The 24,713-nt window shown below is 46.0% G+C and carries 20 protein-coding genes; 10 read left to right on the forward strand and 10 right to left on the reverse strand.

The features are described 5' to 3' along the window. Positions 1 to 131: 131 nt before the first annotated feature. The 5 genes from F0U83_RS01560 to F0U83_RS01580 are packed head-to-tail and all read left to right on the forward strand — an operon-like array spanning position 132 to position 4,192. Positions 132 to 920, forward strand: coding sequence for a putative hydro-lyase (locus F0U83_RS01560; protein WP_138986199.1), 789 nt, complete (start codon positions 132 to 134; stop codon positions 918 to 920). Between the two features lie 19 nt (positions 921 to 939). After that, positions 940 to 1,683, forward strand: coding sequence for a 5-oxoprolinase subunit PxpA (locus F0U83_RS01565; protein ID WP_138986200.1), 744 nt, complete (start codon positions 940 to 942; stop codon positions 1,681 to 1,683). A 3-nt stretch (positions 1,684 to 1,686) separates the two neighbouring features. Beyond that, positions 1,687 to 2,364 carry a 5-oxoprolinase subunit PxpB gene (gene pxpB / locus F0U83_RS01570; protein WP_138986201.1) on the forward strand — a complete coding sequence of 226 codons (678 nt, stop codon included), beginning with the start codon at positions 1,687 to 1,689 and terminating at the stop codon, positions 2,362 to 2,364. Then, the gene (locus tag F0U83_RS01575) at positions 2,361 to 3,311 is read left to right on the forward strand and encodes a 5-oxoprolinase subunit C family protein (protein ID WP_138986202.1); all 951 of its coding nucleotides are present in this window, start codon (positions 2,361 to 2,363) and stop codon (positions 3,309 to 3,311) included. The genes pxpB and F0U83_RS01575 overlap by 4 nt, the downstream gene beginning before the upstream one ends. Before the next feature lie 23 nt (positions 3,312 to 3,334). Then, a complete protein-coding gene (locus tag F0U83_RS01580) occupies positions 3,335 to 4,192 on the forward strand; it encodes a DUF4392 domain-containing protein (RefSeq protein ID WP_138986203.1) in 858 nt (285 codons plus the stop codon). Between the two features lie 6 nt (positions 4,193 to 4,198). On the opposite strand, the gene F0U83_RS01585 is transcribed toward F0U83_RS01580, so the two are convergent. Beyond that, positions 4,199 to 5,080, reverse strand: a complete 882-nt coding sequence (locus F0U83_RS01585) for a LysR family transcriptional regulator (RefSeq protein ID WP_138986204.1) — start codon at positions 5,078 to 5,080, stop codon at positions 4,199 to 4,201. A gap of 242 nt (positions 5,081 to 5,322) precedes the next feature. On the opposite strand from F0U83_RS01585, the gene F0U83_RS01590 reads away from it, so the two are divergent. Both F0U83_RS01590 and F0U83_RS01595 read left to right on the forward strand, forming a co-directional pair. After that, positions 5,323 to 6,189 carry an aminotransferase class IV gene (locus tag F0U83_RS01590; RefSeq protein WP_138986205.1) on the forward strand — a complete coding sequence of 289 codons (867 nt, stop codon included), beginning with the start codon at positions 5,323 to 5,325 and terminating at the stop codon, positions 6,187 to 6,189. A 288-nt stretch (positions 6,190 to 6,477) separates the two neighbouring features. Beyond that, positions 6,478 to 9,630, forward strand: coding sequence for a right-handed parallel beta-helix repeat-containing protein (locus F0U83_RS01595; protein ID WP_170221696.1), 3,153 nt, complete (start codon positions 6,478 to 6,480; stop codon positions 9,628 to 9,630). A 71-nt stretch (positions 9,631 to 9,701) separates the two neighbouring features. Here F0U83_RS01595 and F0U83_RS01600 read toward each other — a convergent pair whose 3' ends face one another. Further along, positions 9,702 to 10,574 carry a DMT family transporter gene (locus tag F0U83_RS01600; protein ID WP_246077595.1) on the reverse strand — a complete coding sequence of 291 codons (873 nt, stop codon included), beginning with the start codon at positions 10,572 to 10,574 and terminating at the stop codon, positions 9,702 to 9,704. Positions 10,575 to 10,669: 95 nt separating this feature from the next. Between F0U83_RS01600 and F0U83_RS01605 the strand changes: the two genes are divergently transcribed. Continuing rightward, positions 10,670 to 11,635 (forward strand): magnesium transporter CorA family protein, encoded by a 966-nt coding sequence (locus F0U83_RS01605; RefSeq protein ID WP_138986208.1) that lies wholly within the window; start codon positions 10,670 to 10,672, stop codon positions 11,633 to 11,635. Between the two features lie 53 nt (positions 11,636 to 11,688). Here F0U83_RS01605 and F0U83_RS01610 read toward each other — a convergent pair whose 3' ends face one another. The 3 genes from F0U83_RS01610 to F0U83_RS01620 form a co-directional block, all read right to left on the reverse strand. Then, the gene (locus tag F0U83_RS01610; RefSeq protein WP_138986209.1) at positions 11,689 to 13,866 is read right to left on the reverse strand and encodes a malate synthase G; all 2,178 of its coding nucleotides are present in this window, start codon (positions 13,864 to 13,866) and stop codon (positions 11,689 to 11,691) included. Between the two features lie 171 nt (positions 13,867 to 14,037). Continuing rightward, complete coding sequence (locus F0U83_RS01615) at positions 14,038 to 14,451, reverse strand: acyl-CoA thioesterase (RefSeq protein WP_138986210.1); 414 nt, start codon at positions 14,449 to 14,451, stop codon at positions 14,038 to 14,040. Positions 14,452 to 14,525: 74 nt separating this feature from the next. Next, entirely contained in the window at positions 14,526 to 17,711 is a 3,186-nt protein-coding gene (locus tag F0U83_RS01620) for a mechanosensitive ion channel domain-containing protein (protein WP_138986211.1), read from the reverse strand. A gap of 102 nt (positions 17,712 to 17,813) precedes the next feature. Between F0U83_RS01620 and F0U83_RS01625 the strand changes: the two genes are divergently transcribed. Continuing rightward, entirely contained in the window at positions 17,814 to 18,830 is a 1,017-nt protein-coding gene (locus tag F0U83_RS01625; protein ID WP_138986212.1) for an alpha/beta hydrolase, read from the forward strand. Here F0U83_RS01625 and serA read toward each other — a convergent pair. The 3 genes from serA to F0U83_RS01640 form a co-directional block, all read right to left on the reverse strand. Then, positions 18,805 to 20,037, reverse strand: a complete 1,233-nt coding sequence (serA, locus tag F0U83_RS01630; protein ID WP_138986213.1) for a phosphoglycerate dehydrogenase — start codon at positions 20,035 to 20,037, stop codon at positions 18,805 to 18,807. The two genes, F0U83_RS01625 and serA, sit on opposite strands and share 26 nt — an antisense overlap. Before the next feature lie 190 nt (positions 20,038 to 20,227). Then, complete coding sequence (ppnP, locus tag F0U83_RS01635) at positions 20,228 to 20,509, reverse strand: pyrimidine/purine nucleoside phosphorylase (RefSeq protein WP_211343603.1); 282 nt, start codon at positions 20,507 to 20,509, stop codon at positions 20,228 to 20,230. 39 nt (positions 20,510 to 20,548) lie between these two features. Continuing rightward, complete coding sequence (locus tag F0U83_RS01640) at positions 20,549 to 21,436, reverse strand: LysR family transcriptional regulator (protein ID WP_138986214.1); 888 nt, start codon at positions 21,434 to 21,436, stop codon at positions 20,549 to 20,551. Between the two features lie 95 nt (positions 21,437 to 21,531). Between F0U83_RS01640 and F0U83_RS01645 the strand changes: the two genes are divergently transcribed. After that, positions 21,532 to 22,734: an MFS transporter gene (locus F0U83_RS01645; RefSeq protein WP_138986215.1), complete on the forward strand. Its 1,203-nt coding sequence runs from the start codon at positions 21,532 to 21,534 to the stop codon at positions 22,732 to 22,734. Here the strand turns inward: F0U83_RS01645 and F0U83_RS01650 are convergent. Beyond that, positions 22,725 to 23,204, reverse strand: a complete 480-nt coding sequence (locus tag F0U83_RS01650) for a methylated-DNA--[protein]-cysteine S-methyltransferase (protein WP_138986216.1) — start codon at positions 23,202 to 23,204, stop codon at positions 22,725 to 22,727. The two genes, F0U83_RS01645 and F0U83_RS01650, sit on opposite strands and share 10 nt — an antisense overlap. Continuing rightward, on the reverse strand, positions 23,201 to 24,649 hold the full coding sequence (locus F0U83_RS01655) for a DNA-3-methyladenine glycosylase 2 family protein (RefSeq protein WP_138986217.1): 1,449 nt from the start codon (positions 24,647 to 24,649) through the stop codon (positions 23,201 to 23,203). Before F0U83_RS01655 ends, F0U83_RS01650 begins: the two co-directional genes overlap by 4 nt. Positions 24,650 to 24,713 lie beyond the last annotated feature (64 nt).

Consider the following 24,713-nt stretch of genomic DNA (forward strand, 5'->3'; position numbering starts at 1 on the left):
TTTTCTGATAAAAATTATTTATCAGTCGTAGAAATTATTTTTCATTGGACAGGGTGTTAAGAGTCGAGGCAATCTATTGTCATAACAACAATGGCTATAAGTGCTGATTTAACAGGCCAAGTGGAGGCGTGATGGACTTAAATATTACACCCTATGATCTGAGACAAATGATCCGCAAGGGCGAGTTTAGTGGAAATACTTCCGGTTACTCGCAAGGTTTTGTACAGGGTAACTTAGCAATCATGCCGCAAGAGTGGGCGAATGAGTTTTTACAATTTTGCCAGCTGAATCCAAAGCCGTGTCCTGTGATTGGTATGTCTGCGAACCCCGGTGATTTTTTGTTACCTGATCTGGGTCGGGATGTAGATATTCGAACAGACCTACCCCGCTATCGAATCTATGAAGAGGGGGTAATGACGCAGGAGGTCACGGATGTACGTGAGTTCTGGCGTGATGATCTGGTGACATTCCTGCTGGGATGCTCCTTCTCCTTCGAAGAATCCCTGATTGCTGACGGTTTAGAAGTGCGCAATATAACCGAAGGCGTCAATGTGCCTATGTATCGTACCAATATCCCTTGTCGGCCAGCGGGGCGTTTCAGTGGTACCACGGTTGTCAGTATGCGACCGATGAAGCCTAAAGATGCGATACGGGCTATTCAGATCTGTACGCGCTTCCCTTCGGTTCATGGTGCACCACTTCACTTTGGGAACCCAGAAGATATTGGCATCAGTAATATTAACGCGCCTGACTTTGGAGATGCGGTAACTATTAACGATGGTGAAGTGCCGGTCTTTTGGGCCTGTGGTGTGACACCGCAGGTTGCTATTGAGCAAGCGCGTCCTCCGTTTTGTATCACCCATAGTCCAGGCCACATGTTGGTAACTGATATCCCGAACAGCCATTTGGCTATTATGTAATGTGCTGCAGGAGAAGAGTATGCGTCTCAAACTAAATTGTGATCTAGGCGAAAGCTTTGGTGCTTGGAAAATGGGTCTGGATGATGAGGTTATGCCCCATATTGATCAAGCTAATATTGCGTGCGGTTTTCATGCGGGTGATCCGTTGGTCATGCAAAAGACGTTGGCGCTGGCGAAAACTCATGGTGTAGAAGTGGGTGCGCATCCTGGATACCCTGATTTGGTAGGTTTTGGTCGTCGCTCACTAAAAGCTACCTCGGATGAGATACGCGCGTTAATGTGCTATCAAATGTCTGCACTGGATGGAATGGCCGCCTGTGAGGGCTTAACTATGAGTTATGTAAAGCCCCATGGAGCACTCTATAACGACATGATGGCTGACAGTTCAGTACGTGCTGCGGTTATGGCTGCGGTGGCAAGCTACCACCGGCCTATTGTGCTGGTATTGCAAGGTACGCCGGATGCTGAACAGCATAGAGCCGAAGCCGAGCAGTATGGTCTGAAGCTGTCTTTCGAAGCCTTTGCTGATCGCTGTTATGACGATGATGGGAAATTGCTTTCACGAACACGTGAAGGTGCAGTTCATTCCAAAGAGAAGATGCTGGCGCAAGTAAAGCAGCTCAAAGAAACAGGAACCGTGACCAGCATTAGTGGGCATACGCTCAATCTGTATGCTGACACCCTCTGCGTGCATGGTGACAATATGGCGGGTGTACAAGCGATTCAAACCATTCGCGCTATGATTGATAGTGAGGAATGTTAGGCCATGCTAATAGAAGTTGCAGGTGAGAATGCACTGATCGTCTATTTTGGCGAAACGGCTAATCCGCAAGTATCGGCACGCGTGCAGCAGGCAGTAGATTTGCTGTCTCAGACAATGGGTGATGCGCTGGTGGATTTGGTGCCTTCCTACGCTTCGTTACTGGTGATCTACAATCCACTCGTGACAGATCATTTTGCCGTTAAACGGCAGATTAGGGCGCTGCAATATGCAGAAGAAAGTGACCAGCCCCAAACAGGTAATTTAATAGAGCTACCCGTTTATTACGGAACGGATGCAGGCCCAGATTTGCAGTCACTGGCAGATAATGCGGGACTTACTACTAACGAAGTGATTCAGATCCATAGCGAGATGGAATATCGCGTTTACGCCATTGGCTTTGCTCCAGGGTTTGCTTACTTAGGTGAAGTTGATGAGCGTATTGCAGCGGCACGTTTAAGTACGCCACGCTTGAAAGTGCCTCGCGGCGCGGTGGCGATTGCTGACCGGCAAACGGCGGTATATCCAGCAGTATCCCCTGGCGGCTGGAATCTGATTGGCTTGTGCCCGATTCGTATGTTTGACCCTGCTGCTGAGCCGACGATGCCCGTACAAGTCGGTGATCGTGTAAAGTTTGCACCGATCTCAAAGCAAGAATTTCTATCCTTGGGAGGTGAGTTATGAGCCTTGCTGAAACAGGATTTAAAGTACTCCAGCCAGGTCTTCTCACTCTGATTCAGGATGCTGGTCGATTTGGGTATCATCGCATAGGACTCACCAATGGTGGTCCCTTAGATATGGCCTCCTTTCGCTGGGCCAATCAATTGTGTGGTAATCCAGAAGGTACTACTGCACTGGAGGTGAGTATTGGTGGTCTGGTCATGGAAGCTCAGCTGGATACCTACTTTGCCGTGACCGGTGCTAACCTTCCGTTAAAAGTAAACGGTGTGGAATTAGAAGGATGGCAAACACACGCAATTAAAGCGGGTGATCGTATTGAATTGGGCTTTACGCAAGCTGGTGCACGGGCTTATTTGGCCGTTGCTGGTGGCTTCTCGATTCCTGTCTCGTTTGCCAGCAGCGCAACCGTGACCCGTGAAGGAATCGGAGGTTTAACAGGAGATAAGCTACAACAAGGGGATTTTTTGCCCTGCGCTCCTCATGCAACAAAAGCGATGTATCGCTTGGCAGCAGCTTATCGCCCCTCTTTTTCACAGCAGGAAACGCTGCGATTGGTATTAGGTTATCAGCATGCAAGTTTTGATAATGTGCAAAAGCGTTTGTTCTTCTCCAGTGAATACCGTCTGACTGATCGTGCTGATCGTATGGGCTTTCGCTTAGAGGGGCAGGCAGTACGTTCCTCGCTTACGGGTATTTTGTCAGAGGGGATTTGTCATGGCGCTGTACAGATTCCAGCAGATGGGCAGCCAATCGTACTCTTGAATGATCGACAGACTATCGGTGGCTATCCCAAGATAGGCTCTGTCATCTCCCTTGATACGGCAAAACTAAGCCAACTATTGCCGGGAAGCTGTATCCACTTTGAAGAAGTATCGATCGAGCAATCTCATAACCTTATCTGTTTGGCAGCACACCGCTTTGCCAATACCCCTTTAGAACGTATCGCTTAACTGTCGATAGTGGAGAAATTAAAGTGACGAATGCAAGTATAGCGCGAGATGACACAGCGTTAAGTAAACTTATTGAAGACCTGTTAGTCGCTAGAAACTTGCGAGGTATGAAGACTATTCAACCCGCCTTGCAGACAGGTTACTACTTACGTGCTGCGCGTATCTTGAATAAATGTCGAGGCCACGTGCTGATAGGCACTGGCTTTCCTGTTGTAGACACCTTTGAAACGGATGGCCCCGTCGGTGCGATTGCGTTATATCGTGCATTAGAGACATTAGGTGCAACCCCCGTGTTGGTGTGTGGTCCGCCGGTATCGCAAGCGCTTATGAAGGATTTTCGGGTTCATGAAATCCGAGTGGGAGAGCACCAAGAGCAGAAGCTGGAAGCATTTGAAGCGCTCTATAAATTCCACCCTGATGCCGTAGTCTCGATTGAGCGCCCAGGGCAAGCCGAGGATGGTGGTTATTACAATATGCGTGGTGAAAGCATCAGTGCGCGGACAGCCTGTTTCGATACGTTTGTAAAACATGCCAAATGTCCGACCATTGGTATTGGTGATGGCGGCAATGAGATCGGCATGGGCAATGTAGTCAGTGCCTTAAAAGATCTAGATATTGTTGCATCGGCTACCTGTGTAGATGAGTTACTGATTGCCGACGTCTCTAACTGGGGAGCCTATGGGATCATGGCATTTTTAAGTGTCTGGAACCAAACGGATCTACTGGGTCAGGTGAAACCCCGTGAAATTCTCGACTATCTATCGGGGTTAGGCAGTGTAGATGGCGTAACACGCCAAAATGAGTTGACCGAAGATGGTCTGGATCCGAGTGAAGGTGAGTCCGTTTTATTGGCGCTACGTCAGCTGATTAATGTGGCCTGATAAGTTTTAGGGTATTTGCATGATGGCCAGACTACTTTCAGCTAGTTGCTGGGGTAGTATTCGGTCATCATCCTGTCGCCAAGCATAGCAAAACGTTAGTTCGGCAGGGGTCTGTTCGGTTTCCATCTTGATCAGTGAGCCCTCTGATAGAGGCTGTTCTAAAAGTGGAATTGGCAACAAAGCGATCCCCACTCCTTGCTGAATCAGCTTTAACATATTCGCAACCGAGCTACAGGTGTGAATCGGCGGCGGCTCATCCAATGTATTGAAAAGCTGATGCAAATAATGCCAAGGTCGTGTGTCTCGGGGGAAGCTGATTATAGGGAAGGTGGCTAAGTCTGCCACGCTCAGTGGCGTTGAGTGGTGGTGAAGATTAGGGCTGCAAACCCAGCATTGAGGGTAGCTGCTTAATTGTCCGACACTGATATCAGCTGGCGTTGATTGATCTGCTACCATGAGCGCAAAGTCGATCTGGTGGTTCTGCAATTGGCGTATCAATATAGGGGTCATATCGCTGGTCAGTTCAAAAGAGATCAGCGGATGTTTAGTTTGCCAGTGTTTCAGTAATTTGGTTAACCAAAGATGCGCTAAAGTATCGGAAATACCGATACGTAAGCTGCCTTTTTCAGGAATTTCTTGGCTAATTTGTGCTTTCATCTCCTGACTTATGGCGATGAGCTTTTCGGCATAAGGTAACAGTTGAGTGCCACGAGCAGTGAGTTGGGTGCCGCTCTTATCTCTTAGAAGCAAAGCCACACCTAGCTCGGCCTCTAGTGCAGCAATCCGTGCGGAGATTGCCGGTTGGCTTGTATGCAGTTGCTGAGCGGCTGCATGGAAGCTGCCAAGGCGGGCTACTTTAATAAAGGTAGAAAGGTTGCGTAATCGCATGATGGCACCGTGCTAAATAAGCAAAATACTATAACGTGGCTTTGTGTTTGCATTATAGGTTTTTTTGTAATGGTTTTTTTTGCTGTTTTATTGTAAAGGTTTGATATTATTTTATGCTAAATGAAAAATATTGGGTGTTTTTTGTTTAATTTTTATACGTATTGCAAATAATTGCCTATTTGTAATATAAAGTCGCTATTGAATCTGACTGTTAGTCAAGTAGCTTAAGGGGCAGTTAACAAATGAGTATTGCATATTTAAATGGTGAATACCTCCCACTCGAAGAAGCACGTATCTCTCCTTTAGATCGTGGTTTTCTTTTTGGTGACGGTATCTATGAAGTGATCCCTTACTACGCAGGTAAGCCAGTTGGTTTGGTAGCTCATATCGAACGTATGATTGATGGCTTGGCCGCTGTTGAAATCCAGTCAAAAACTACGCTGGAACAATGGTCTGCTCTTTTAAATGATCTGATTAGCCGTAACGGCGGCGCAGAAAAGAACTTGGGCGTTTATGTTCATGTCTCTCGCGGTGCAGATGTTAAGCGTTTTCATGCATACCCGGAAAACGTAGAGCCAACGGTTTTCTGTTTTACTTTTGACATCAAAGACCCTGAGCCGGTAGATCGCACAGCTGTGCACGCTTATACCGTGACTACTGCGCAAGATCTGCGCTGGCGCCGTTGCCATATCAAATCAACGGCACTGTTGGGTAATGTCATGCACTTTCAGCAAGGCTATGCATCGGGTAACAGCGAATGTTTGCTGTACAACGACAAAAACGAACTGACTGAAGGTAGTTCGGTCAATGCTTACATTGTTAAAGATGGTGTCGTTATTACTCCGATCCAAGATAACCAGATTTTGCCAGGCATTACCCGTCGAATCATCATTGATAGCCTAAAAGAGGAAGGCTCTATTAAGGTTGAAGAGCGTACGGTGACCATGGATGAAGTCTATGCCGCTGACGAAGTATGGATCAGCTCCTCATCTAAAGAGATAGCCCCTGTTACACAGATAGACGGTAAGCCTGTAGGTGATGGCACCGTAGGTGAAGTTTGGGAAAAAGCTTTCCGTATCTATACCGATGCAAAGTTTACACACCGCTAATTGACACTCTGCTCTTCATTGACAAAAGACGTTTTGCCCCGGTTTTCCGGGGTTTTTTTTGTCTGGATTTTCTTAGGCAGCCTTAACTGTATTTTCCTTGCAACGAGAATGTAGCTTCCGTTACCTACTATGTTTCAATCTATATTCGCCCAAAAATTCGAATAGGTAGGTTTATGATCAAGAATCTGAATAACTCGTAAGAGGATGACTAAAGTAGTAGTCTCTAGCCAGCTTTGCATCATAAATCTCACCCTGGGTACAGGTAAGTTACCTCTGAAGGAGTGGAACATGAAAAGAATAAGAATAGATAGTGTTAGAAAAGTAGTGATTAGCCTGCTTGCAACATGCAGTTTAGCTCTAGTATCAGAGGCTCAAGCTCTTGAGTTTGTAAACATTGCTAACAGCAATGTCGATGTTAGAGAGGCGCAGATAAATGTGCAAACTGACGAGCCAAGCGAAGTCTATGTTAAGTATGGGTTGAACTCCGCCAATTTTGTTAACTCTCAAGTGTCTGGTAGTAAAAGAAATCATGCTATCTCTCTAAATAACTTAAAGTTGGGGCACATTTATCACTATCGTGTTGTCGCAAAGTCGAGTATTGGCGAAGAGTTTATTAGTGATGGGCAGTTGTTACGACTTAAAAAGACGAGTGATGCCTTTCCTGTCGCTGTTATTAATAAAATAGATAAGCAAAACATTACCTCTTCTAGTGCAACTATTAACGTTGAGCTTGATAGAGCGGCAACTGCTACGTTAAATTTTGGGCGAGGGGCCTATAATGGGGGGACTTTGGTTTCCTCTGTTGCTGTTAATCACCAATTTGAGTTAAGTGGGTTGGATGAAGGGGAAATCTATCATTTTGAAATCGATACAGAAACGCCTGACGGCTTTTTCGCTGATGGATCAGATCAGCTACTTCGTCTCAAAGAGGCATCGGGTCCAGATATTACCCACCTGTTTGTGAGCGAACGAGGTACCACATCTTCTACCATCACCTGGAATACCAGCCGCCATGCAACCGGACGTGTTTTATACCGTAAGGTTGGTGAGCCAGACTACCAAAAAATAGAAAGCTTTGAGTTTCTGAAAGAGCATAGCGTTACACTACCCAATTTAGCAGACTACTCTGAATATGAATTCTTTGTTGAATCAGCTGATGCTAATGGTTTGACCTCCGCATCCAAATCATTATTTTTCTACACACTGGATAGCTCACCTGAACAGCCATCCATTGCGAAAATAGAGGTCAGCTACCTGAATTACTTAAAAAACGAAGGTTTTGCCAAGGTAGTTACTGCAGAGGACACGCGTGTCTGGATTACTTTTGGTCCAAGCTTCAGGCCTAATACCTCTCTTGTATCAGATTTTAAGAAAGAGCATGGTATTCGATTACCATCGTTGATTCCTGGTTTGTTTTATCGACTAGAAGTTCACGTCGAAGATGCAGACGGAAATCTCCATAAGCAAATTCAATTTTTTGATCCTGAAAAACTTGCGATAATTACAGAGAGTGAGATAACAACCGAGCCTGAGTACCTTGTAAATAGTTTTCTTACCCCAAGAACAACCAAGGTTTGTAATTATAATGTGAGTGATATCGTTGCATACAGTTATATTAAATTAGACTGTTTGCTTGATTTAAATAATCAGCATGTATTCCTTAATGAAGGTGTTTCTTTACTTGCGGCTGGTGGCGACGTTATTAACGGCACTTTGCATATGCCTGATGGTGAAATCGATCCTCGATTACTGAACTCGTCTGTTACCGTTAGTGGTGTGGGGGTTAGTCCTACATCGGACAATTATCTGTTAGATAAAAAACGCTGGCCTCTTACTGAGGGTGTTGTTGAAGATTCTGTTGCAAAAATAAATAGACAAATTCTTCAGCACGCTTTCAATCAAATGGCCGCTATCCAGATAGCTACATTTACATTGCCTAGCTTTGATGTTTATTTCTTAGTAGGGCAATACGATTCGCGTATTGATGGTAGTAAAAGTGGAATGCTATTACCTTCGAACACTAATTTAGTAATGCACGCAGATACTACATTGCGTGTACAACCAAATGGATACGAAAAGTACAGTCTGCTTGGTACCTTCAATGCTAGTAATGTTAAGGTAAAAGGTGGGGTGCTAATTGGTGAGCGAGATCAGCATAACTACGAAGACCCGCTTTCAGATAAGAATAAACAGTGGGCTGGCACGCTAATGCGGATCCAAGGTTCGACGAATGTTTTGATTGATGGCGTTAGCTTTATTGATGCGATGGGTGATGGCCTATCAATCAGCTCTCTTCGAGGGTATGGTCGACCTGACCACATTGAAACGAAAGATGTTACGGTCATTAATAGTACTTTTGACAATAACCGTCGACTTGGTATGGCTATCACCAGTGGTTCCGATATCTTAGTGGATAGCAATACATTCTTAAACTCAGGCCAACCTACTGAATACTCTACTTTTGCCTCTCCCGGTTGGGCGCTGGATGTTGAGGGGGCTCGCTTACGCAATAACGAGGGCGAGCTTTACTATATTGAACGTCCGCATAACATTGTTATCAGTAACAATGTCGAGAAAAATAGCTACGAGGGTGCTTTCATTGCCGCTATAGGTGATCATATCGACATCATCAAAAATACGACTGAAAGTCGTTTAGGTATAGGACAGTCCTCTTTTGTAACTATTACTGATAATAAAGTGACGTACAACGACAGCTCTCATACCGCAAAATTTGCCATACTCAATGGTCACGATGGGGAAACAACTTTTTACCCAATCACTGATGGTGTGCCACTGGAAAATAATATTATTGCTAATAATGAGCTCCGAAATGCAGGTATCTTTATCTCGGGAAGTAATACTGATATCTATGATAACACTATAATAAATGCTCCATTGGCCTTCTCTATATATAGAGCAAAAGATACAAATATCTTTAATAATAAAGCAGTGGTTGATAACGATGCTCCTAGCACTGATAGTGATGGTAGAGTAAAAAGCTATAATGGTATGCGAGCAAGATTCTCAGTAAATAATGTTAGCTTTAATGGTAATAAAGTACATGTAAGGGGTAACCCGCTATGGGTTCAGGGAATAAATACCGAACCAAATCAAAGTGCTTATATGATGGAAGTTAAAGATAATGTCTTCACAACATCTACTGATAGTAAAGTTTCAGTTTTTAGCAAGGCGAAAAATGTAACACTTCAAGGAAATGAAATTAATGGATTGCAGATATCTACAGAATCTCACGATCTATCAATTTTGGATAATGTTATTAATCAGACCTTGTCGCATGGTATTCATGTTAATACAGGAAGTAACAATATTGATATACAAGGCAATACAATTGGTTTCAGTGGAAGCCGGTCTGTTTGCATTAAAGTGTCTACCGATAGTGCAGTTAATGAAAAAGATAATGTGTGTCATGAAATAGAATAAAATAATTGGCTAATGAGGCTGCTGGACATCATGCTATGCCAGCGGCCCATTCCATTTACCTGACTTTAACGCTAGCTTTCAGGTTTTGTTCTTTGCCTCATCGTTAAAACAGAGTTCAGTGCGATGGCCGATAGAATAATGGCACCGCCTAAGAAAGTGCGCTCTGGGATCTGTTCATTGACAGCGAACCATACCCAAATTGGGCCTAAGATCGTTTCTATCAGTAGAAATAAACTGACTTCCGCTGAGGGTAAATAGCGGGGTGCTCTCATCAGTAACCAAGTCGCTACAGGGATTTGGAAAATACCCATAATGCCCAGCCAGATATAGCTTTGTGGCGGTAGTGATAACGGGTTAGCTTGGCTGCTAGAAAGCAAGCCTGCGACAGCCCCAGATAGGGCAATGACGGGCAAAATAGAGAAATTATGAGCACGGCGTAGCAAAGTGAGTACCGCACCGGTAGAGATAGCGAGGATCAGGGCAGCCAGATCACCTTTCCAATGCAATGAGTCTAATGATCCAGCAAAGATGTAAATCACGCCGCAAAAGGTGATAAGCATTGTGATCAGCGTGCTCGTTTTTAGCTTCTCTTTTAAAAACAGGCTAGAAAAAAGCGCCGAAAATAATGGGGAGCTGGCAAGAATTATAACCGTATTCGCTGTGCTTGTATGGCTGATAGAGTAGACAAACAGTAAAGTGTTGATGCCATAAAGGAGAGCAACCGCAAGTGCCAGCTGCCAGCTACGCGCGTTTGGTGGTAGTACGGTTTGTTTTCGTGCCAGTAAGCTCAGAGTAGTGAAGGTGGCGCACATTAACCAGCCCCGCCAAAAAGCAATATCCCACGCACTAGCACCTGCCAAGCGAATAAGCATGGCATCAAAGCTGAGTATAAACACACCGCAGGCGGCAATAAAAATCCCTTTTTGATGTTCAGAATATGTCAAACTACAGACCATGATGATGAAGTATAAGGTGTGAGGGTATATGACAACGGTGTTTGGAGCTAGTCATCAGCTTATGGCCTTGAGGGAGAGATGTAGTGATTACGATTAGGTATGTTAATAAGCCTGAAAAACAATGTACACAGGTGAGTGAGCTGCTGGATCTGTTACCTGAGGTGACAGAGCCCGTTTGGGTGGATCTCTACTCCAATGATGATCAGTTAATAAAAACACTGTTGACTGCATTGCATTGCCATGAGTTGGCGATAGGGGATACTTTGCGCCATCGACATCCGCCTAAGATAGAGTATTTTGATGATCAGATTTTTATCCTTTACCGAGGTATTCATCAGGTGGAGGATACGCTCTCTTTTGAGCACCAGCAGATTGCTTTTTTTATATCGGAAAACCTGTTGATCAGTGTTCATCGGCGAGAGGTACAGGGGATCAATAAAGTTTTACAGGGCAATATCCAGTCGTTAATTAATATCCCTTTGGATTTGGCTTGTAAAATCATGCACTTATCGGCAGGCATTTATTTGGAGTCGATATTAGAATTTGATGAAACGCTAGCGACTCTTGAGGATGTACTGCTGAATGCTGGTAATGATCAAACTTTACGTGAGCTCACCAGTTATCAATCCCGGCTATTGAAGCTAATAAGAACCTTTAATTACCACCTTTCTATTTCTCACTGCTTAGTCACAGAGGAGGAGGGGGGATTGCCGGTCAGTTGTTCACAAGAGAGCCAGCACCGCATTAACGATTTGAATGATCGATTTGAACGCCTCTATAGTCTCTCGCGGATGCACTACGATATTTGTGGTGATCTAATCAATGGCTATCTGTCGATTACCTCTCATCAGCTAAATAACACGATGCGTGTATTAACAGTCATCACGGCGATTTTTGTACCTTTGAGCTTTCTGGCTGGCTTGTATGGAATGAATTTCGAGCATATACCGGAGCTGCATTACCGTTATGGATACTTTGTACTGCTCGGGGTGATGTTGCTACTGGCGGCTGGTTTGGTTTGGTTGTTTAAGAAAAAACGCTGGTTTTAAGTGACGGGTATAAAAAAGCCACCGGTCGGTGGCTTTTTGTGTAAGACTAGATTTTAAATACCAAACTTGGCTTTAGCCTCGATACGACGACGGTGCAGCACGGGCTCGGTATAACCGGCAGGCTGTGCACAACCTTCAAAGATCAATTCGCACGCTGCTGCAAAGGCAACGCTGCCGTCAAAATCAGTCGCCATTGGGCGATAGGTTGGATCACCTGCATTCTGACCGTCGACCACTGCTGCCATGCGCTTGAGGGTTTCCATTACCTGCTCTTTGGTACAGATGCCATGGTGCAGCCAGTTAGTGATGTGTTGGCTGGAGATTCGAAGTGTTGCGCGGTCTTCCATCAAGCCAACATTGTTAATGTCGGGTACTTTTGAGCAACCTACACCACCGTCTACCCAACGCACCACATAGCCTAATAGGCCTTGAGCATTGTTATCCAATTCTTGCTGAACCTCTTCAGCTGACCAGCTTGGATTGGCTTCAACCGGGATCGTAAGGATATCATCCAAGCTTGCGCGCGGACGACTGCGCAACTCAGTCTGACGGGCAAACACATCGACTTTATGGTAGTGCAAAGCATGGAGTGTTGCCGCTGTTGGTGACGGAACCCATGCGGTATTAGCCCCCGACATTGGGTGTGCAATTTTAGCTTCCAGCATGTTAGCCATCTGGTCAGGGATTGCCCACATGCCTTTACCAATTTGCGCGCGACCGCTTAAACCGCACATCAAGCCAGTATCAACGTTCCAGTCTTCATAAGCGCTGATCCATTTCGCGGCTTTCATGTCCCCTTTACGAACCATTGGACCAGCTTCCATAGAGGTATGGATTTCGTCGCCGGTACGGTCAAGGAAGCCTGTATTGATAAAGACCACACGTTCTTTAGCGGCGCGGATGCACTCTTTCAGGTTAACGGTAGTACGACGTTCTTCATCCATAATACCCATTTTCAGGGTATAACGATCGAGACCAAGTGCGTCTTCGACGCGCCCGAACAGTTCGTTAGAGAAGGCAACCTCTTCAGGGCCATGCATTTTCGGTTTTACGATATACATGGAGCCGGTAACCGTATTGCGGAACTTACCTAAGCCCTTCATATCGTGTAACGACACCAGTGTGGTCATCATGGCGTCCATAATGCCTTCTGGTACTTCATTACCCTCTTTGTCGATGATGGCGCTGTTGGTCATTAAATGACCTACGTTACGCACGAACATTAGGCTGCGGCCTTTCAGTGTTATCGTGCTGCCGTCCAGAGCGGTGTATTCACGATCAGGATTCATAACACGGGTAAAGGTTTTACCGCCTTTGCTCACATCCTCAGACAGGTCTCCTTTCATGAGGCCCAACCAATTACGGTATACAACGATTTTGTCGTCAGCATCCACAGCAGCAACGGAGTCTTCACAGTCCATAATCGTGGTTAGCGCAGACTCCATGACGATATCTTTTACACCAGCAGCGTCATCTTTACCGATTTGGCTGTTACGGTCGATCTGGATCTCAAAATGCAGGCCGTTATTTTTCAGAAGAATGCTGTCAGGGTCGCCTGCTTCGCCGATAAAGCCTACGAGTTTTTCTGGTTGTGCCAGAGCCGACTCGCTGCCATCACGTAAGGAGATAACCAGTTGTCCATTCTGGATACTATAGCCAGCAGAGTCTTTGTGAGAGCCTGCGGATAATGGTGCCGCTTCGTCTAAAAAGCTGCGTGCAAAAGCAATGGTTTTTGCGCCGCGAACCGGGTTATAGCTGCTGCCAGCTTCTGCGCCGCCTTCTGACGAGATGGCGTCGGTGCCGTAGAGCGCATCGTATAGGCTACCCCAGCGTGCATTTGCAGCGTTCAGGGCAAAGCGAGCGTTCATCACAGGTACCACTAACTGTGGGCCTGCCATCGTCGCCATTTCAGGGTCGACATTGTTGGTTTCTGCTGTGAAGTCTTCACCTTCTGGCAGCAGATAGCCAATCTCCTGTAGAAACGCTTTGTATGCTTGCGCGTCGAACCCTTGGCCTTTTCGGCTCAAGTGCCACTGATCGATCTGTTTTTGCAGATCATCGCGCTTAGCTAATAATTCGCGATTTCGTGGCGCTAGGTCGTGGATAATAGAATCCAGCGCTGCCCAGAACTGTTCGTTGCTGATTCCTGTACCAGGAATTGCGTCGTTGTTAACGAAATCATATAGACCTTGTGCAACGCTCAGGCCGCCGGTCTGTACCCTTTGACTCATAGTAGTAATGCCTCATTGTATATTGTCCAGCCTGGAGCGAGGCAACCATGGCCGGTCGTTATGGTTAGTCACATCCCAGACAACAGGGATTGTGCAATGCAAAAATACATCAAAAAAGACGTGTTTGTCGCCCCTGTCACGCCTAAAGTATGAGAGCTTCGGGCATAAAGATCAGGGGATGATTTTAGTGCGAATTGCATCAGGAAGCGGGACAGACTTTCCGCTGTGATGATCCATCCAGACGACCTTGGCGTAACCTTCACTGACGGGGCTTTCTGGGTTGGATGCACTAAAAATTTCATATAGCGTCATAAAGCTGGAGCGGCCAGGATCTTTAACGTAGCAGTTGATTTTGAGCGTGTCAGGATAGACGACAGGTTGGAAAAAGGTACAGCCGACATTAATCACAACAGGGTCGGTGCCGCCCCCGTCCATGGATGCGCCCATCTCAGCCAGTAATTGTACCCTGGCCTCTTCGAGGTATCGCATGTACATGGCGTTATTCACATGTCCGTAAGCGTCCATATCTCCCCAGCGGACAGCGATATCACAACTGTAGATTAGTTTTCCCTTGTCGGTACTCATTGGCGTGTCTCTGATCATTTAGTGTGATCAGAGACAATAAGTGAGCGGCTGCCGTTTGTGAATAACATTTTCGTTCAGGGTTTATTGCCTCGGTGAAGATGTATGTCCAGTTGCGGGAAGGCAATCTCTATATTATGGGCTTTAAACGCTGCATCAATGGCTTGATTGATTTCATGAGTGGTCGTCAGACGATCTGACATGCTACTCACAAATAAGCGCAGTTCCATATCCAACGTGCTGGCACCAAAAGCTAAAAAGTACGCATTAGGTTCGGGGTCCTTGAGAACTTTGGGATGCTGATGAGCAACGTCTAGCAGAAGCTCTTGCGCCAGATGGGTATCGGATCCGTAAGCAACCCCCACAGGAATGACAAGGCGGGTGATAGGGTCGGTCAAAGACCAGTTAATCAATTGGTCGGTGACGAAGTTTTTATTGGGGATGATCACCTCTTTTCTATCCCAATCGACAATAGTCGTGGCTCGAATTTGTATCCGTGTCACGGTGCCCGAAAAATTACCGATCGTCACGGTATCGCCAATACGGATCGGTTTTTCAAATAACAGAATCAAACCGGAGACAAAGTTAGCGACGATCTCTTGCAAGCCAAAACCTAAACCGACACCCAAGGCGGCCACTAGCCATTGTAGTTTGGCCCACTCCAGACCCAACTGGGAAGCTCCGGCCATAATACTGACAACCAACAGAATATATTTGGTTATGCTGGTAATGGCGTAGGAGGTGCCTGGGGATAAGTCTATGTGCCTGAGTACGAGTAGTTCCAGCAGGCCAGGGAGGTTATAAGCTGCAAGGATACAAAGCACAATAATACTGATACTAAAAAGAATGTTCTTAAGGGTGATCGACTCCGAAATAATGCCTGTTGAGGTCGTGATATCATTGCTCCAGAGTACGATTTTATCCAGCACATCCAGTGTGGGCAGAGCATTTTTCAATAATAGCCACACCAATGAAAAGAACACGAGCACCGTAGCTGCCTTGAGCAGTACCCTAGCTTGGTCAGAGATGGTTTGCAGGTTGATATAGTTCTCTTCTAAAGGCGGAACATCCTCATTCTTTTCCCTTGCTTCAAGGATTTCTGTGCGGCGTGCTTTTGCACGGTCGAATGCAAGGCAGCGTTCTTCGATCAGCAGCCAGCGGTTACCTAGCTTGAAGAAAATGAAGGTCGCATAGAAAATGCTGGTAAGTACCAGCAGAATCAGCATGATTACGCTGCCGGTGAACACGTAGCCCAAAAAAGCCGCCAGAATAATCAGTAAGTGGACACCGACTAAACCCGCTAACCAAAGTTGGGCACGTTGCCACCAATGAGTGCTGTGAGTCACCTGATTAATCTGCGGGGCAACTTTCCAAAGGGCGGTCCAGAACAGTGTAATCAGTATCGCCAACATCAAAAATGCCAAGCGACCAATACCTGAACGAAGTGTTATAGAGTCCGATTCATCAATTAATAGAATCAGTGTGACCAATGGGGTCGCGATCCAAAAGAGAGGGTGTAGCAGTTTGATCAGTGTGCTGCAGAGCTTTTCGGGTGCCGAAAAGTGGTGTTGCATCAGCCCGTGTTCGGAGTTGAGCCATAATAGTAATGTTGCATAGGCCCAGCTAAATACGGCTAGCATCTGACTGATAAGGGGGATTGCTTCGTGGCTCCATGCCAGCGTGTTGAACACCTCTTGCGATAGAAACAGGATACTGGCTGGAATCGGTAGTGTAATAAGTAATGGAAGCAAAACTAAATTGAAGGTGTGACTAAATCGGTCATGTATGACGTTGCCAATCTGCTCTTTCCAACGAAGTGCATTACGTCGATAGTGCTTTCTTGCAAAGGCTGCCAAAAGGCTAAGTAGCACCAATACAACTGCTTCAGGAAGCCAATTTTCGGGTGCTTTCCAAAGCGTATGCGTTTGGTTGGGCAGTATCAGATTCTGTAAAGCAGGTAGTCCTTGGTGGATCTCTGTTAACCAGTTGGTTGAAACAGGTAAAATGCTTGGAATCCAAAGCAGGTGTTTGGATATCAAATCCTTACCGAGTTTAATCTGCTTGTTAATCTGTTCCTGAATCGATAGCAGCTGTGACAGCTCATTAATGGTTTGATTACTTGCCTCGCGAATACGATTTGAGAGTGTACGTCTATCATTCAGTAATTGCTCCAGCTTACTGGCTTCCTCTTCTGTCAAAAAAGGAAGCGATTTTTCAGGTTGCTCTGCTGTAAATTGCTGCTGCGCGATCTCCAAATTAATCAATCGTAATTGATTAATTTGTCCGCGCGTCTCTTCTGTGTTGATGGGTTTCGTGAGTCGTCGGGTAAATTTGCGTAACTCGACACCAAGCGGTTTAGTACTCAGTTCAAGCTGTTGCTGTACGGCGATGTAGCTCTCTCTCACAAGGTTGAGCTTTGCTTCAAGAAATCGTCGTTGTTTAAGCGCTTTTTCACCATCGGCAAGCACATCCCTTAGTTGCTTGCTGAGCGCTTGGTTTTCAGAGAGTTGTGCCGCAATTAGCGGATTCATGGATGTTTTAGCATCATCGGCGCTGAGGCTTTGTAGGGTTTCTTCAGCATCGACGCGACGCTTTGACTGAATAAGGTCCTGCAGCTGGATAATGAGCAGGCTCTCTTGGTCTAGCTTTCGGTTGGTAATCTCTAAGTTGAGGCGGTTATGCTCATTCTGGCCAGGTAAACTCAGTATCTCTAACTCAAGCGCCTGAATTTTCGCAGCGCGCAATGCAAAAAGTGCATCTGATAATTCGACATTCTCCTGACCGTTAGGGAGCGCTTTCTGTTTTAGTTGAACGAGTGTCTCTCGAAGGGAGATAAGTTTCTGATCACTCTGTTCTATCTCCTTACGTAATCGGTCTCTTGATTGCTCAAGTTCAAGAGAGCGAGCTTTTGCTAGGGCGAGTTTTTGCTCAAGTTCCGCTAGACTGAATTTTTGGAGTGCGAATGAGTTAGGCGGTGATGCCTCTTCTTTTAGCAACCCTTCTAACTTTTTAGTTTCTTCAGGTTGCCTCTCCAGCAGGTTTCTGAGCTGCACAGCTCTTTCTTCGTGTTGCACTGCCTCTTGGTAGGCGCTCAGAATTTGTTGATATAGCTCTTTTTGGGCAACAGATAGAGGGTTGCTTTCATCGACATTGATCTGTTCAAGTCGTTGCTTGTATTGTGTTACGGCATCTTGGTTGGCGGCAAACGTCAGGCCACTAATGCAAAAGAAGAGTGAAATGAGGATGAAGCGAATACTAGTCATGGTTGCCCTGAAAAAATGGTAACGTATTGATGGTGTGTGCTAATTGATAGTATCTCTGACTATAAGAATTAAAAATAGTGCGGCTTTCACAGGAGGATCTTAATGGCCCTTTTCACAGGGAAAATATTGCGAGATGTGCTTCCTGTTTTTGCGTATGAGCATAGTTTTTCGCCTTCATCGGATTGGCAGAATTATTTTAAGATCTATGAACTAGATAACATATTATCGAGTTATCATGTTTCTATTGGCTTAGTAGAAAGTGCTGAGCATCAGCTTGCCGTTTACTCATACCAGCAAGTACAACGACCAGCCGCTGGTACGGTCATTATTGTTCACGGTTATATGGACCATGCTGGGCTGTATACCAAGATTATTCGCCAATTGCTTGCCTTGAACTGGAATGTGCTCAGTTATGATCTCCCAGGGCATGGCGTTTCCTCGGGTGATGCCCATGCTATTTTGCATTTTTCTGAGTACGCGCTGCAATTGCAGCGTGTGCTTAACTTAATACCTCATGCTGATCATGGCCCTATGGTATTGGTGGGGCAAAGTACGGGTGGTGCTATTATTCTTGAACACCACCGATTATACCCCCAATCAGATGATTCGATTCTACACCGTATCCTGTTAGCGCCCTTGGTCAGGCCTTCTGAATATCGGCTTATTCAGGCCAAATACCTATTACTTAAGCCCTTCCTCAATCGGGTTAAACGATACTATTCTGATAACTCCCATGATTCTGCATTCTTGAGCTTTATTCGTAATGAGGATCCACTTCAGCAGCAAACGGTTTCTGTCGATTGGATTGGTGCGATGCTGGAGTGGGTACCGTTAATTGAGCAATCAGAGGTAAATGAGCATCCGCTAACCGTTATTCAAGGAACGGCGGACACGACAGTTGACTGGCAACACAATCTTTCGATCATCAGTAAGATTTATCCCCACAGTGTGGTGCGTTTGATAGATGAAGGACGTCATCATTTAGTTAATGAAGCTGACGCATGGTTTATGCAGGTGTGGGAAGCTGTTGAAGTAGTACTTCGTCAAGTGGAAAGCGACTGGAGGCAGCGGGGAAGGCTGCCCCCAGATAAGATTAGAACAAACGACGGCAGCGAATAGTGCCTTCGATCTGTAGCAGTTTTTCAAGAGCAACGTCCGAGCAATCGGCATCTACGTCAATTACTACATAGCCAACTTTGTCATTGGTTTGCAAATACTGACCAGAGATGTTGATGTTGTTCTCAGAGAATACGTTGTTGATGGCTGAAAGCACGCCTGGCACATTGCGATGAACGTGCAACAAACGGTGAACGTTTGGATGCTCAGGCAACGCCACTTCAGGGAAGTTAACAGAGGTGATAGAAGAGCCGTTATCGCTGTATTTCACCAGCTTTTCTGCTACTTCGTAACCAATGTTCTCCTGCGCTTCCATGGTGGAACCACCAACATGTGGTGTCAGGATTACGTTATCAAATTCACGTAGCGGAGAGATGAACTCGTCATCGTTTGAGCGTGGCTCAACAGGGAATACATCAATGGCAGCACCATGGAGTTTTCCTGAACGAAGCGCGTCACAAAGATCATCAATAACAACCACGGTACCACGGGCTGCGTTGATGAAAATAGCGCCATCTTTCATCTGCTCAAATTGAGCAGCTGCCATCATATCTTTAGTGGATGCTGTTTCAGGCACGTGTAGGGAGATGATGTCACATGTACGTAGCAGCTCATTCAAATCTGCGGTTTGTTTCGCATTACCAAGAGTAAGTTTATTGACTACATCATGGAAGTACACGTCCATGCCTAGCCCTTCAGCCAGTACGCTGAGCTGCGAGCCGATGCTACCGTAACCTACGATACCTAGTTTCTTGCCACGAATCTCATAGGAATTCTTTGCGGACTTCTGCCATTCTCCACGGTGCGCTTTTGCATTCTTCTCGGCAACGCCACGTAACAAAATGATCGCCTCAGCCAGTACTAATTCAGCTACCGAGCGGGTATTAGAATACGGTGCATTGAAGACAGCCACACCTTGACGAGTCGCTGCTGCTAGATCTACCTGATTAGTGCCGATACAGAAACAGCCAACAGCTACTAATTTCTGAGCGGCTTCAAACACTTGCTCAGTTAATTGAGTGCGGGAGCGAATACCGATAAAGTGCACGTCAGCTATACGCTCTAGTAATTCCTCTTCCGGTAGCGAGCCGGTGTGAAATTCAATGTTGGTGTAGCCTTGGGAGTTTAGGGTGTCGATTGCGGACTGATGTACGCCTTCCAACAACAGAATTTTAATTTTGCTCTTATCCAGAGAGGTAGCTTTACTCATCTTCTGCAACTCTTCGATAGTGGTCAGAAAAAAATGCCGAGTACTCGACAGCGTGAAAGGGCGCTATCTTACCACAGTGATAAATGAAAGGGATTGCGTCTAAAGAGGGAATTGTTGGAAAAATATTCAATTTATGATGAATAGGTTTGCTGCAGAGCACAAGAGGCTGGCAGCAAACCCGAGCAGCCGTTTAGCTGTAGAAGCAAAGGTAAGCGGTTGCTTGCTCGACTTTCAATTGGAAAGACTGGTTGGCATCAACATTAAACTCAGTACCTGCTGGGAAACTTTGAAACTCAGCAGCACCGGGCAGCTTAACGATTAACTCACCACTGACGACTTTCATTAACTCTTTTTGGGAAGTGCCAAATTCATACTCGCCAGGTGCCATAACGCCTGCGGTGACGTTGCCTTCTTTATTCTCAAAACCAATGGATTTTACTTGGCCATCAAAATACTCGTTTACATTCAGCATGGGAAAACTCTCCGGTTAGTAATGCGCGAATCATAGTCGTTAGGAAGGAGTTTGGCTACTTCGATACGCTAGCATAAAGTCGACAAAGGTTTGGTTAGCGTGGGACAGGTATCGGTCTTTTGCCCAAGCTATTGATAAGTCCAGCCATACTGGCTCGGTAAAAGGGATAGAGATAAGGTCTGCATCGTCCTCTACCACCATACCGAGTAGAGTAGATATACCAAACCCCTGCTTCACAATGGATTTTATTAAGGGAATCAGGTTTGTCTCGAAGGCAATATTGGGTTTAGCACCAATGCTGGTTGCGATGCGGTCAACGATTTTACGGTGGAAGTAGCCCTCTTTGAACATCACCAGTTCTTCTGCAAAAAAAGCATCATAGGGAATAGCATGTTGCGCTGCAAAATGGTGATCTTTAGCAACGGTGACAAGCATTTGTTCCCTAAGGAATAGTTCGGTGTGTAAGTTTTCAGGGACAAATTCTGAGACAATAACACCAAGATCTAACTCGCCCCGCTCAACCATTTGTTGTAATTGCCCCGTGCCGCCTTCAATCACTTCGAGGTTTAGCAGTGGGTATTGGTGTTTAAATGCCATCAAGATGGGGGGAAAGTAGTACGACCCCAACATGCTAGGGATACCGATGCGCACTGCGCCCCTTTGTAGTCCTTTTAGCTCGGACATCTCGGTTTCGGCATCTTTAAGGTTCTTTAGTAGTGTTTCTGCATGGGGTAAAAGGCGCTTTCCTTCATCGGTCAGACGTATTTTTCGCTCATTCCTATGGAATAGTCTAAGGCCGAGTTCGCTCTCTAGTTTACTCATCGCCATGCTAATAGCCGGTTGCGCAATATGCAGCCGCTCTGCTGCCTTGGAAAAGCTTTGTTGTTGGCTAATTTCATGAAAGTAGCGTAGTTGTTTAAGGTTCATATCAATATTTTTGATGACTAAGGTAAAAATAATATATTTTACTGATTCTAAGTGACTGCCTATTGTTAGCGCTACTGTTTTGAGGGGTTCTAACGATGATTGAGTCCGGTAGCACTGCATTCTGGCGGGCAACATTAGCGCTATGTCTTGGCTCGTTTATGATTTTTGCCAATGTCTATGTAACTCAGCCGCTCCTGCCAACGCTGATGAATCATTTTGCGATTTCAGAGCTTCAGGCTGGGTGGAGCTTTACGATAACAACCTTGGCGTTGGGCTTTTCATTGCTTATTTATGGGCCATTGTCTGATGCATTTGGCCGAAAAAATATTATGTTGATCAGTATGGCGGGCGTGGTAGTAACCACATTTCTACTGTCGCAGACGGAGCAATACACAACGCTACTTGTATTACGGGGTATGCAAGGGTTTTGCTTGGGTGGATTGCCTGCCATTGCGATTGCTTATATGGGAGATGAGTTTCGTCGTAATGCGATGTTGCTAGCTGTCGGGTTCTACATTAGTGGCAATACGCTTGGCGGGATCGGTGGGCGCTTGATTGGTGGTTTTGTAGGTGAGTGGTTGGACTGGCCATCGGTGTTTTTGGTCATGACCCTACTCAGTTTTCTATTACTCGCGCTATTCGCTTTTTTGCTACCGGCATCCGAACACTTTGTTGCAAAGCCCCCTAAACCGAAGGCGATGGTACGTCAATTGGGATGCCACTTGGCTAATCCTTTGCTATTGGTGGCTTATTTGATTGGTGGTTTAAACTTTTTTATTTTTATTAATCAGTACAGTTTTGTCACTTTCTTACTGGCGGATGCTCCCTATCATCTTTCACCTTCATGGTTAGGCCTGCTGTTTTTAACCTATCTAACCGGGACGATTGGCTCTGCGTTGTCGGGTCGCATCGTGCAGTCGTTATCCCAACCTCGCTGCATCTTGTTAGGCATTGTTATTTTTATGAGCGGTACGTTAGTGACGTTAATTCCGGGGCTTACTGCAATTATTACAGGGTTTTTCATTAACGCTTTTGGATTCTTCTTTGCGCACTCTTCTGCTAGTAGTTGGGTGAGTCATCAGGCGACCGAGGGGAGAGCGAGTGCTTCATCTTTGTACCTTGTTTTTTACTATGTGGGCGCTAGCTCCGGTGGTTTTTATCTACAGCCGTTCTGGCAATGGCAGGGGTGGCCAGGTGTAGTGCTGGCGTCACTGCTGATTTTGAGTGTTACGCTAAGTTTGTCTATGTGGCTGCACAGAAGAACAACCAAGCGAAATTTACTCAGTTGTCATGCTTGAGCTTCTATTGCCAATAAGTGTTGCTTAAGCTCTAGTCCTGCTGCAAACCCTGTTAGTTTGCCATTTTTGCCGAGAACGCGGTGGCAAGGAATGATGATCAGTAGCGGATTCTTTCCTATCGCCGCGGCAACGGCTCGTACGGATGCAGGTTTACCGATTTTCTCTGCTAATTCTTGATAGTAATAGGTTTCGCCTGGAGGAATTTGTGTCAGGGCTTGCCATACGGTTTTCTGAAAAGGGGTACCTTTTGGGGCCAGTGGTAGTGTGAAGGGTGAGTCAGGTTGCTCGGCATAGCGATTAAGTTGTTCTTCTGTCTGGCATAAAAGGGAATCGCTTTGATTCTCGTACCAAGATGAGGCGATTTCAGGTTGGTATTTTTGCCCGATTAGGTAGCACCCTGTGAGCTGGCCACCTTCTTGAGTGGCCAATATTTTTCCGAAAGGGCTTGTCCAGATACGGTAAGTGATCATAGGGGATTCTCCAGTCGCTTCCACAAATGCATGACAGCATAGGCACGCCATGGTCGCCATTGCTCCGCTGTGGCTAATAGGGTTTTAGGGTGCGTTTCATTGAGTGCCTTCATAATGCCGAGGTCTTTATGGGGGAAGGCATCTGGCCAATGTAGTGCACGCATCGCGATATAGTGGGCTGTCCAGTCCCCAATACCGGGTAAGCAAACAAGCGATTGAATCGTCATTTCTGGAGCGGCGGCCGGTGATAGATCAAGGTTACCCTCCGCAATCGCTTTAGCAAGTGTAATGATGGTATCGGCCCGTTTCCCGATAATGCCTAATGAAGCGATCTCATCTTTAGATAAAGATGCAACTGTTTGAGGGGAGGGAAACAGAACCGAAAGATTTTCAAAGGGCGTATCTACTTTTTCCCCAAAGGCTTCAGCGAAGCGACCTGCGAGGGTATGAGCCGCTTTAACGGTGATTTGCTGGCCTAAAATGGCACGTATAGCCATCTCGAAACCGTCAAAAGCTCCTGGCAAACGCACTCCTTGATGAGGTACGGCAAGCGCCCCCAATGCTTGATCGATACGCATTGGGTCAGCATGCAGGTCAAATTGATGCTGTAAGCGATATAAAATCAGAGGAAGCGCCCCACTTAGGCGTTCGCTGATATCGATGTTCAGCGCATTGTTGATCGTAGGGTGAGGTTTTACTGCTAACCAACCTTGGTGAATAGCTGATTGATAGTGTACTTGCACGGTACGGTAGTAAACGCCTTCGTGCACATGTTCAACCTTAGCAATGGTTCTGTTGCCTAAGAATTGTATAAGACCATGCCAATCATAGGGCGGTCGATAGCTGAGCATCAAACTTAATATATTATCTGTAGGAGGTTTCTTGTGCTGAGCAGATTTACGAATCGCCGTGGGCGTTAGGCGATATGCTTTTTGAAAGTGGTGGTGCAAACTACGTAAGCTACCAAACCCGCAAAGAAAAGCGATTTCAGTGATACTTAGGTGTGTTTCGGTGAGCAGCTTTTTCGCTTTAAGTAAGCGACGAGTCTGTAGGAAGCGTGTTAAAGGTACACCTAAGTGATCAAGGGCCAGTCGGTTTAGATGACGAGTGCTCAGGTCAAGATGTTTGGCAACAGAGGTTAGATCACACACACCGTGGCCTGCAAGCTCGACTGTTTCTATGGCTGCGATGATAGCCTGCCCTCGCGTGTCATGCCATGTATGGGCTGGGGCGAGTTCTGGTCGACAGCGTAAGCACGGGCGATAGCCTGCTGCTTCAGCTAAAGCCGCGGATGCGTAAAAATGGCAATTCTCAGGCTTTGGAGTTCTAACACGGCAGACTGGCCGACAATAAACTCCGGTGCTGGAAACGCCGACAAAAAACGCACCATCAAACCGAGGGTCTCGGGAGATCAGTGCCTGATAATAGTGTTCGTGTGTGTTCATCTCCTGACTATAAGTCTAATGCGGTGAGGATGCTCGCAAAAAACGGACAGGATGTTTTTAGATG

The sequence above is a fragment of the Neptunomonas concharum genome (assembly GCF_008630635.1).
In the GTDB taxonomy this organism is placed as follows: Bacteria; Pseudomonadota; Gammaproteobacteria; order Pseudomonadales; family Balneatricaceae; genus Neptunomonas; species Neptunomonas concharum.

Bases quoted from the DNA above. Each gene is read 5' to 3' on its own strand.
- F0U83_RS01560 (WP_138986199.1), top strand. From the start codon at position 132: ATGGACTTAAATATTACACCCTATGATCTGAGACAAATGATCCGCAAG.
- F0U83_RS01565 (WP_138986200.1), top strand. From the start codon at position 940: ATGCGTCTCAAACTAAATTGTGATCTAGGCGAAAGCTTTGGTGCTTGG.
- pxpB (WP_138986201.1), top strand. From the start codon at position 1,687: ATGCTAATAGAAGTTGCAGGTGAGAATGCACTGATCGTCTATTTTGGC.
- F0U83_RS01575 (WP_138986202.1), top strand. From the start codon at position 2,361: ATGAGCCTTGCTGAAACAGGATTTAAAGTACTCCAGCCAGGTCTTCTC.
- F0U83_RS01585 (WP_138986204.1), bottom strand. From the start codon at position 5,080: ATGCGATTACGCAACCTTTCTACCTTTATTAAAGTAGCCCGCCTTGGC.
- F0U83_RS01590 (WP_138986205.1), top strand. From the start codon at position 5,323: ATGAGTATTGCATATTTAAATGGTGAATACCTCCCACTCGAAGAAGCA.
- F0U83_RS01595 (WP_170221696.1), top strand. From the start codon at position 6,478: ATGAAAAGAATAAGAATAGATAGTGTTAGAAAAGTAGTGATTAGCCTG.
- F0U83_RS01610 (WP_138986209.1), bottom strand. From the start codon at position 13,866: ATGAGTCAAAGGGTACAGACCGGCGGCCTGAGCGTTGCACAAGGTCTA.
- F0U83_RS01615 (WP_138986210.1), bottom strand. From the start codon at position 14,451: ATGAGTACCGACAAGGGAAAACTAATCTACAGTTGTGATATCGCTGTC.
- F0U83_RS01620 (WP_138986211.1), bottom strand. From the start codon at position 17,711: ATGACTAGTATTCGCTTCATCCTCATTTCACTCTTCTTTTGCATTAGT.
- F0U83_RS01625 (WP_138986212.1), top strand. From the start codon at position 17,814: ATGGCCCTTTTCACAGGGAAAATATTGCGAGATGTGCTTCCTGTTTTT.
- serA (WP_138986213.1), bottom strand. From the start codon at position 20,037: ATGAGTAAAGCTACCTCTCTGGATAAGAGCAAAATTAAAATTCTGTTG.
- ppnP (WP_211343603.1), bottom strand. From the start codon at position 20,509: ATGCTGAATGTAAACGAGTATTTTGATGGCCAAGTAAAATCCATTGGT.
- F0U83_RS01640 (WP_138986214.1), bottom strand. From the start codon at position 21,436: ATGAACCTTAAACAACTACGCTACTTTCATGAAATTAGCCAACAACAA.
- F0U83_RS01645 (WP_138986215.1), top strand. From the start codon at position 21,532: ATGATTGAGTCCGGTAGCACTGCATTCTGGCGGGCAACATTAGCGCTA.
- F0U83_RS01650 (WP_138986216.1), bottom strand. From the start codon at position 23,204: ATGATCACTTACCGTATCTGGACAAGCCCTTTCGGAAAAATATTGGCC.
- F0U83_RS01655 (WP_138986217.1), bottom strand. From the start codon at position 24,649: ATGAACACACACGAACACTATTATCAGGCACTGATCTCCCGAGACCCT.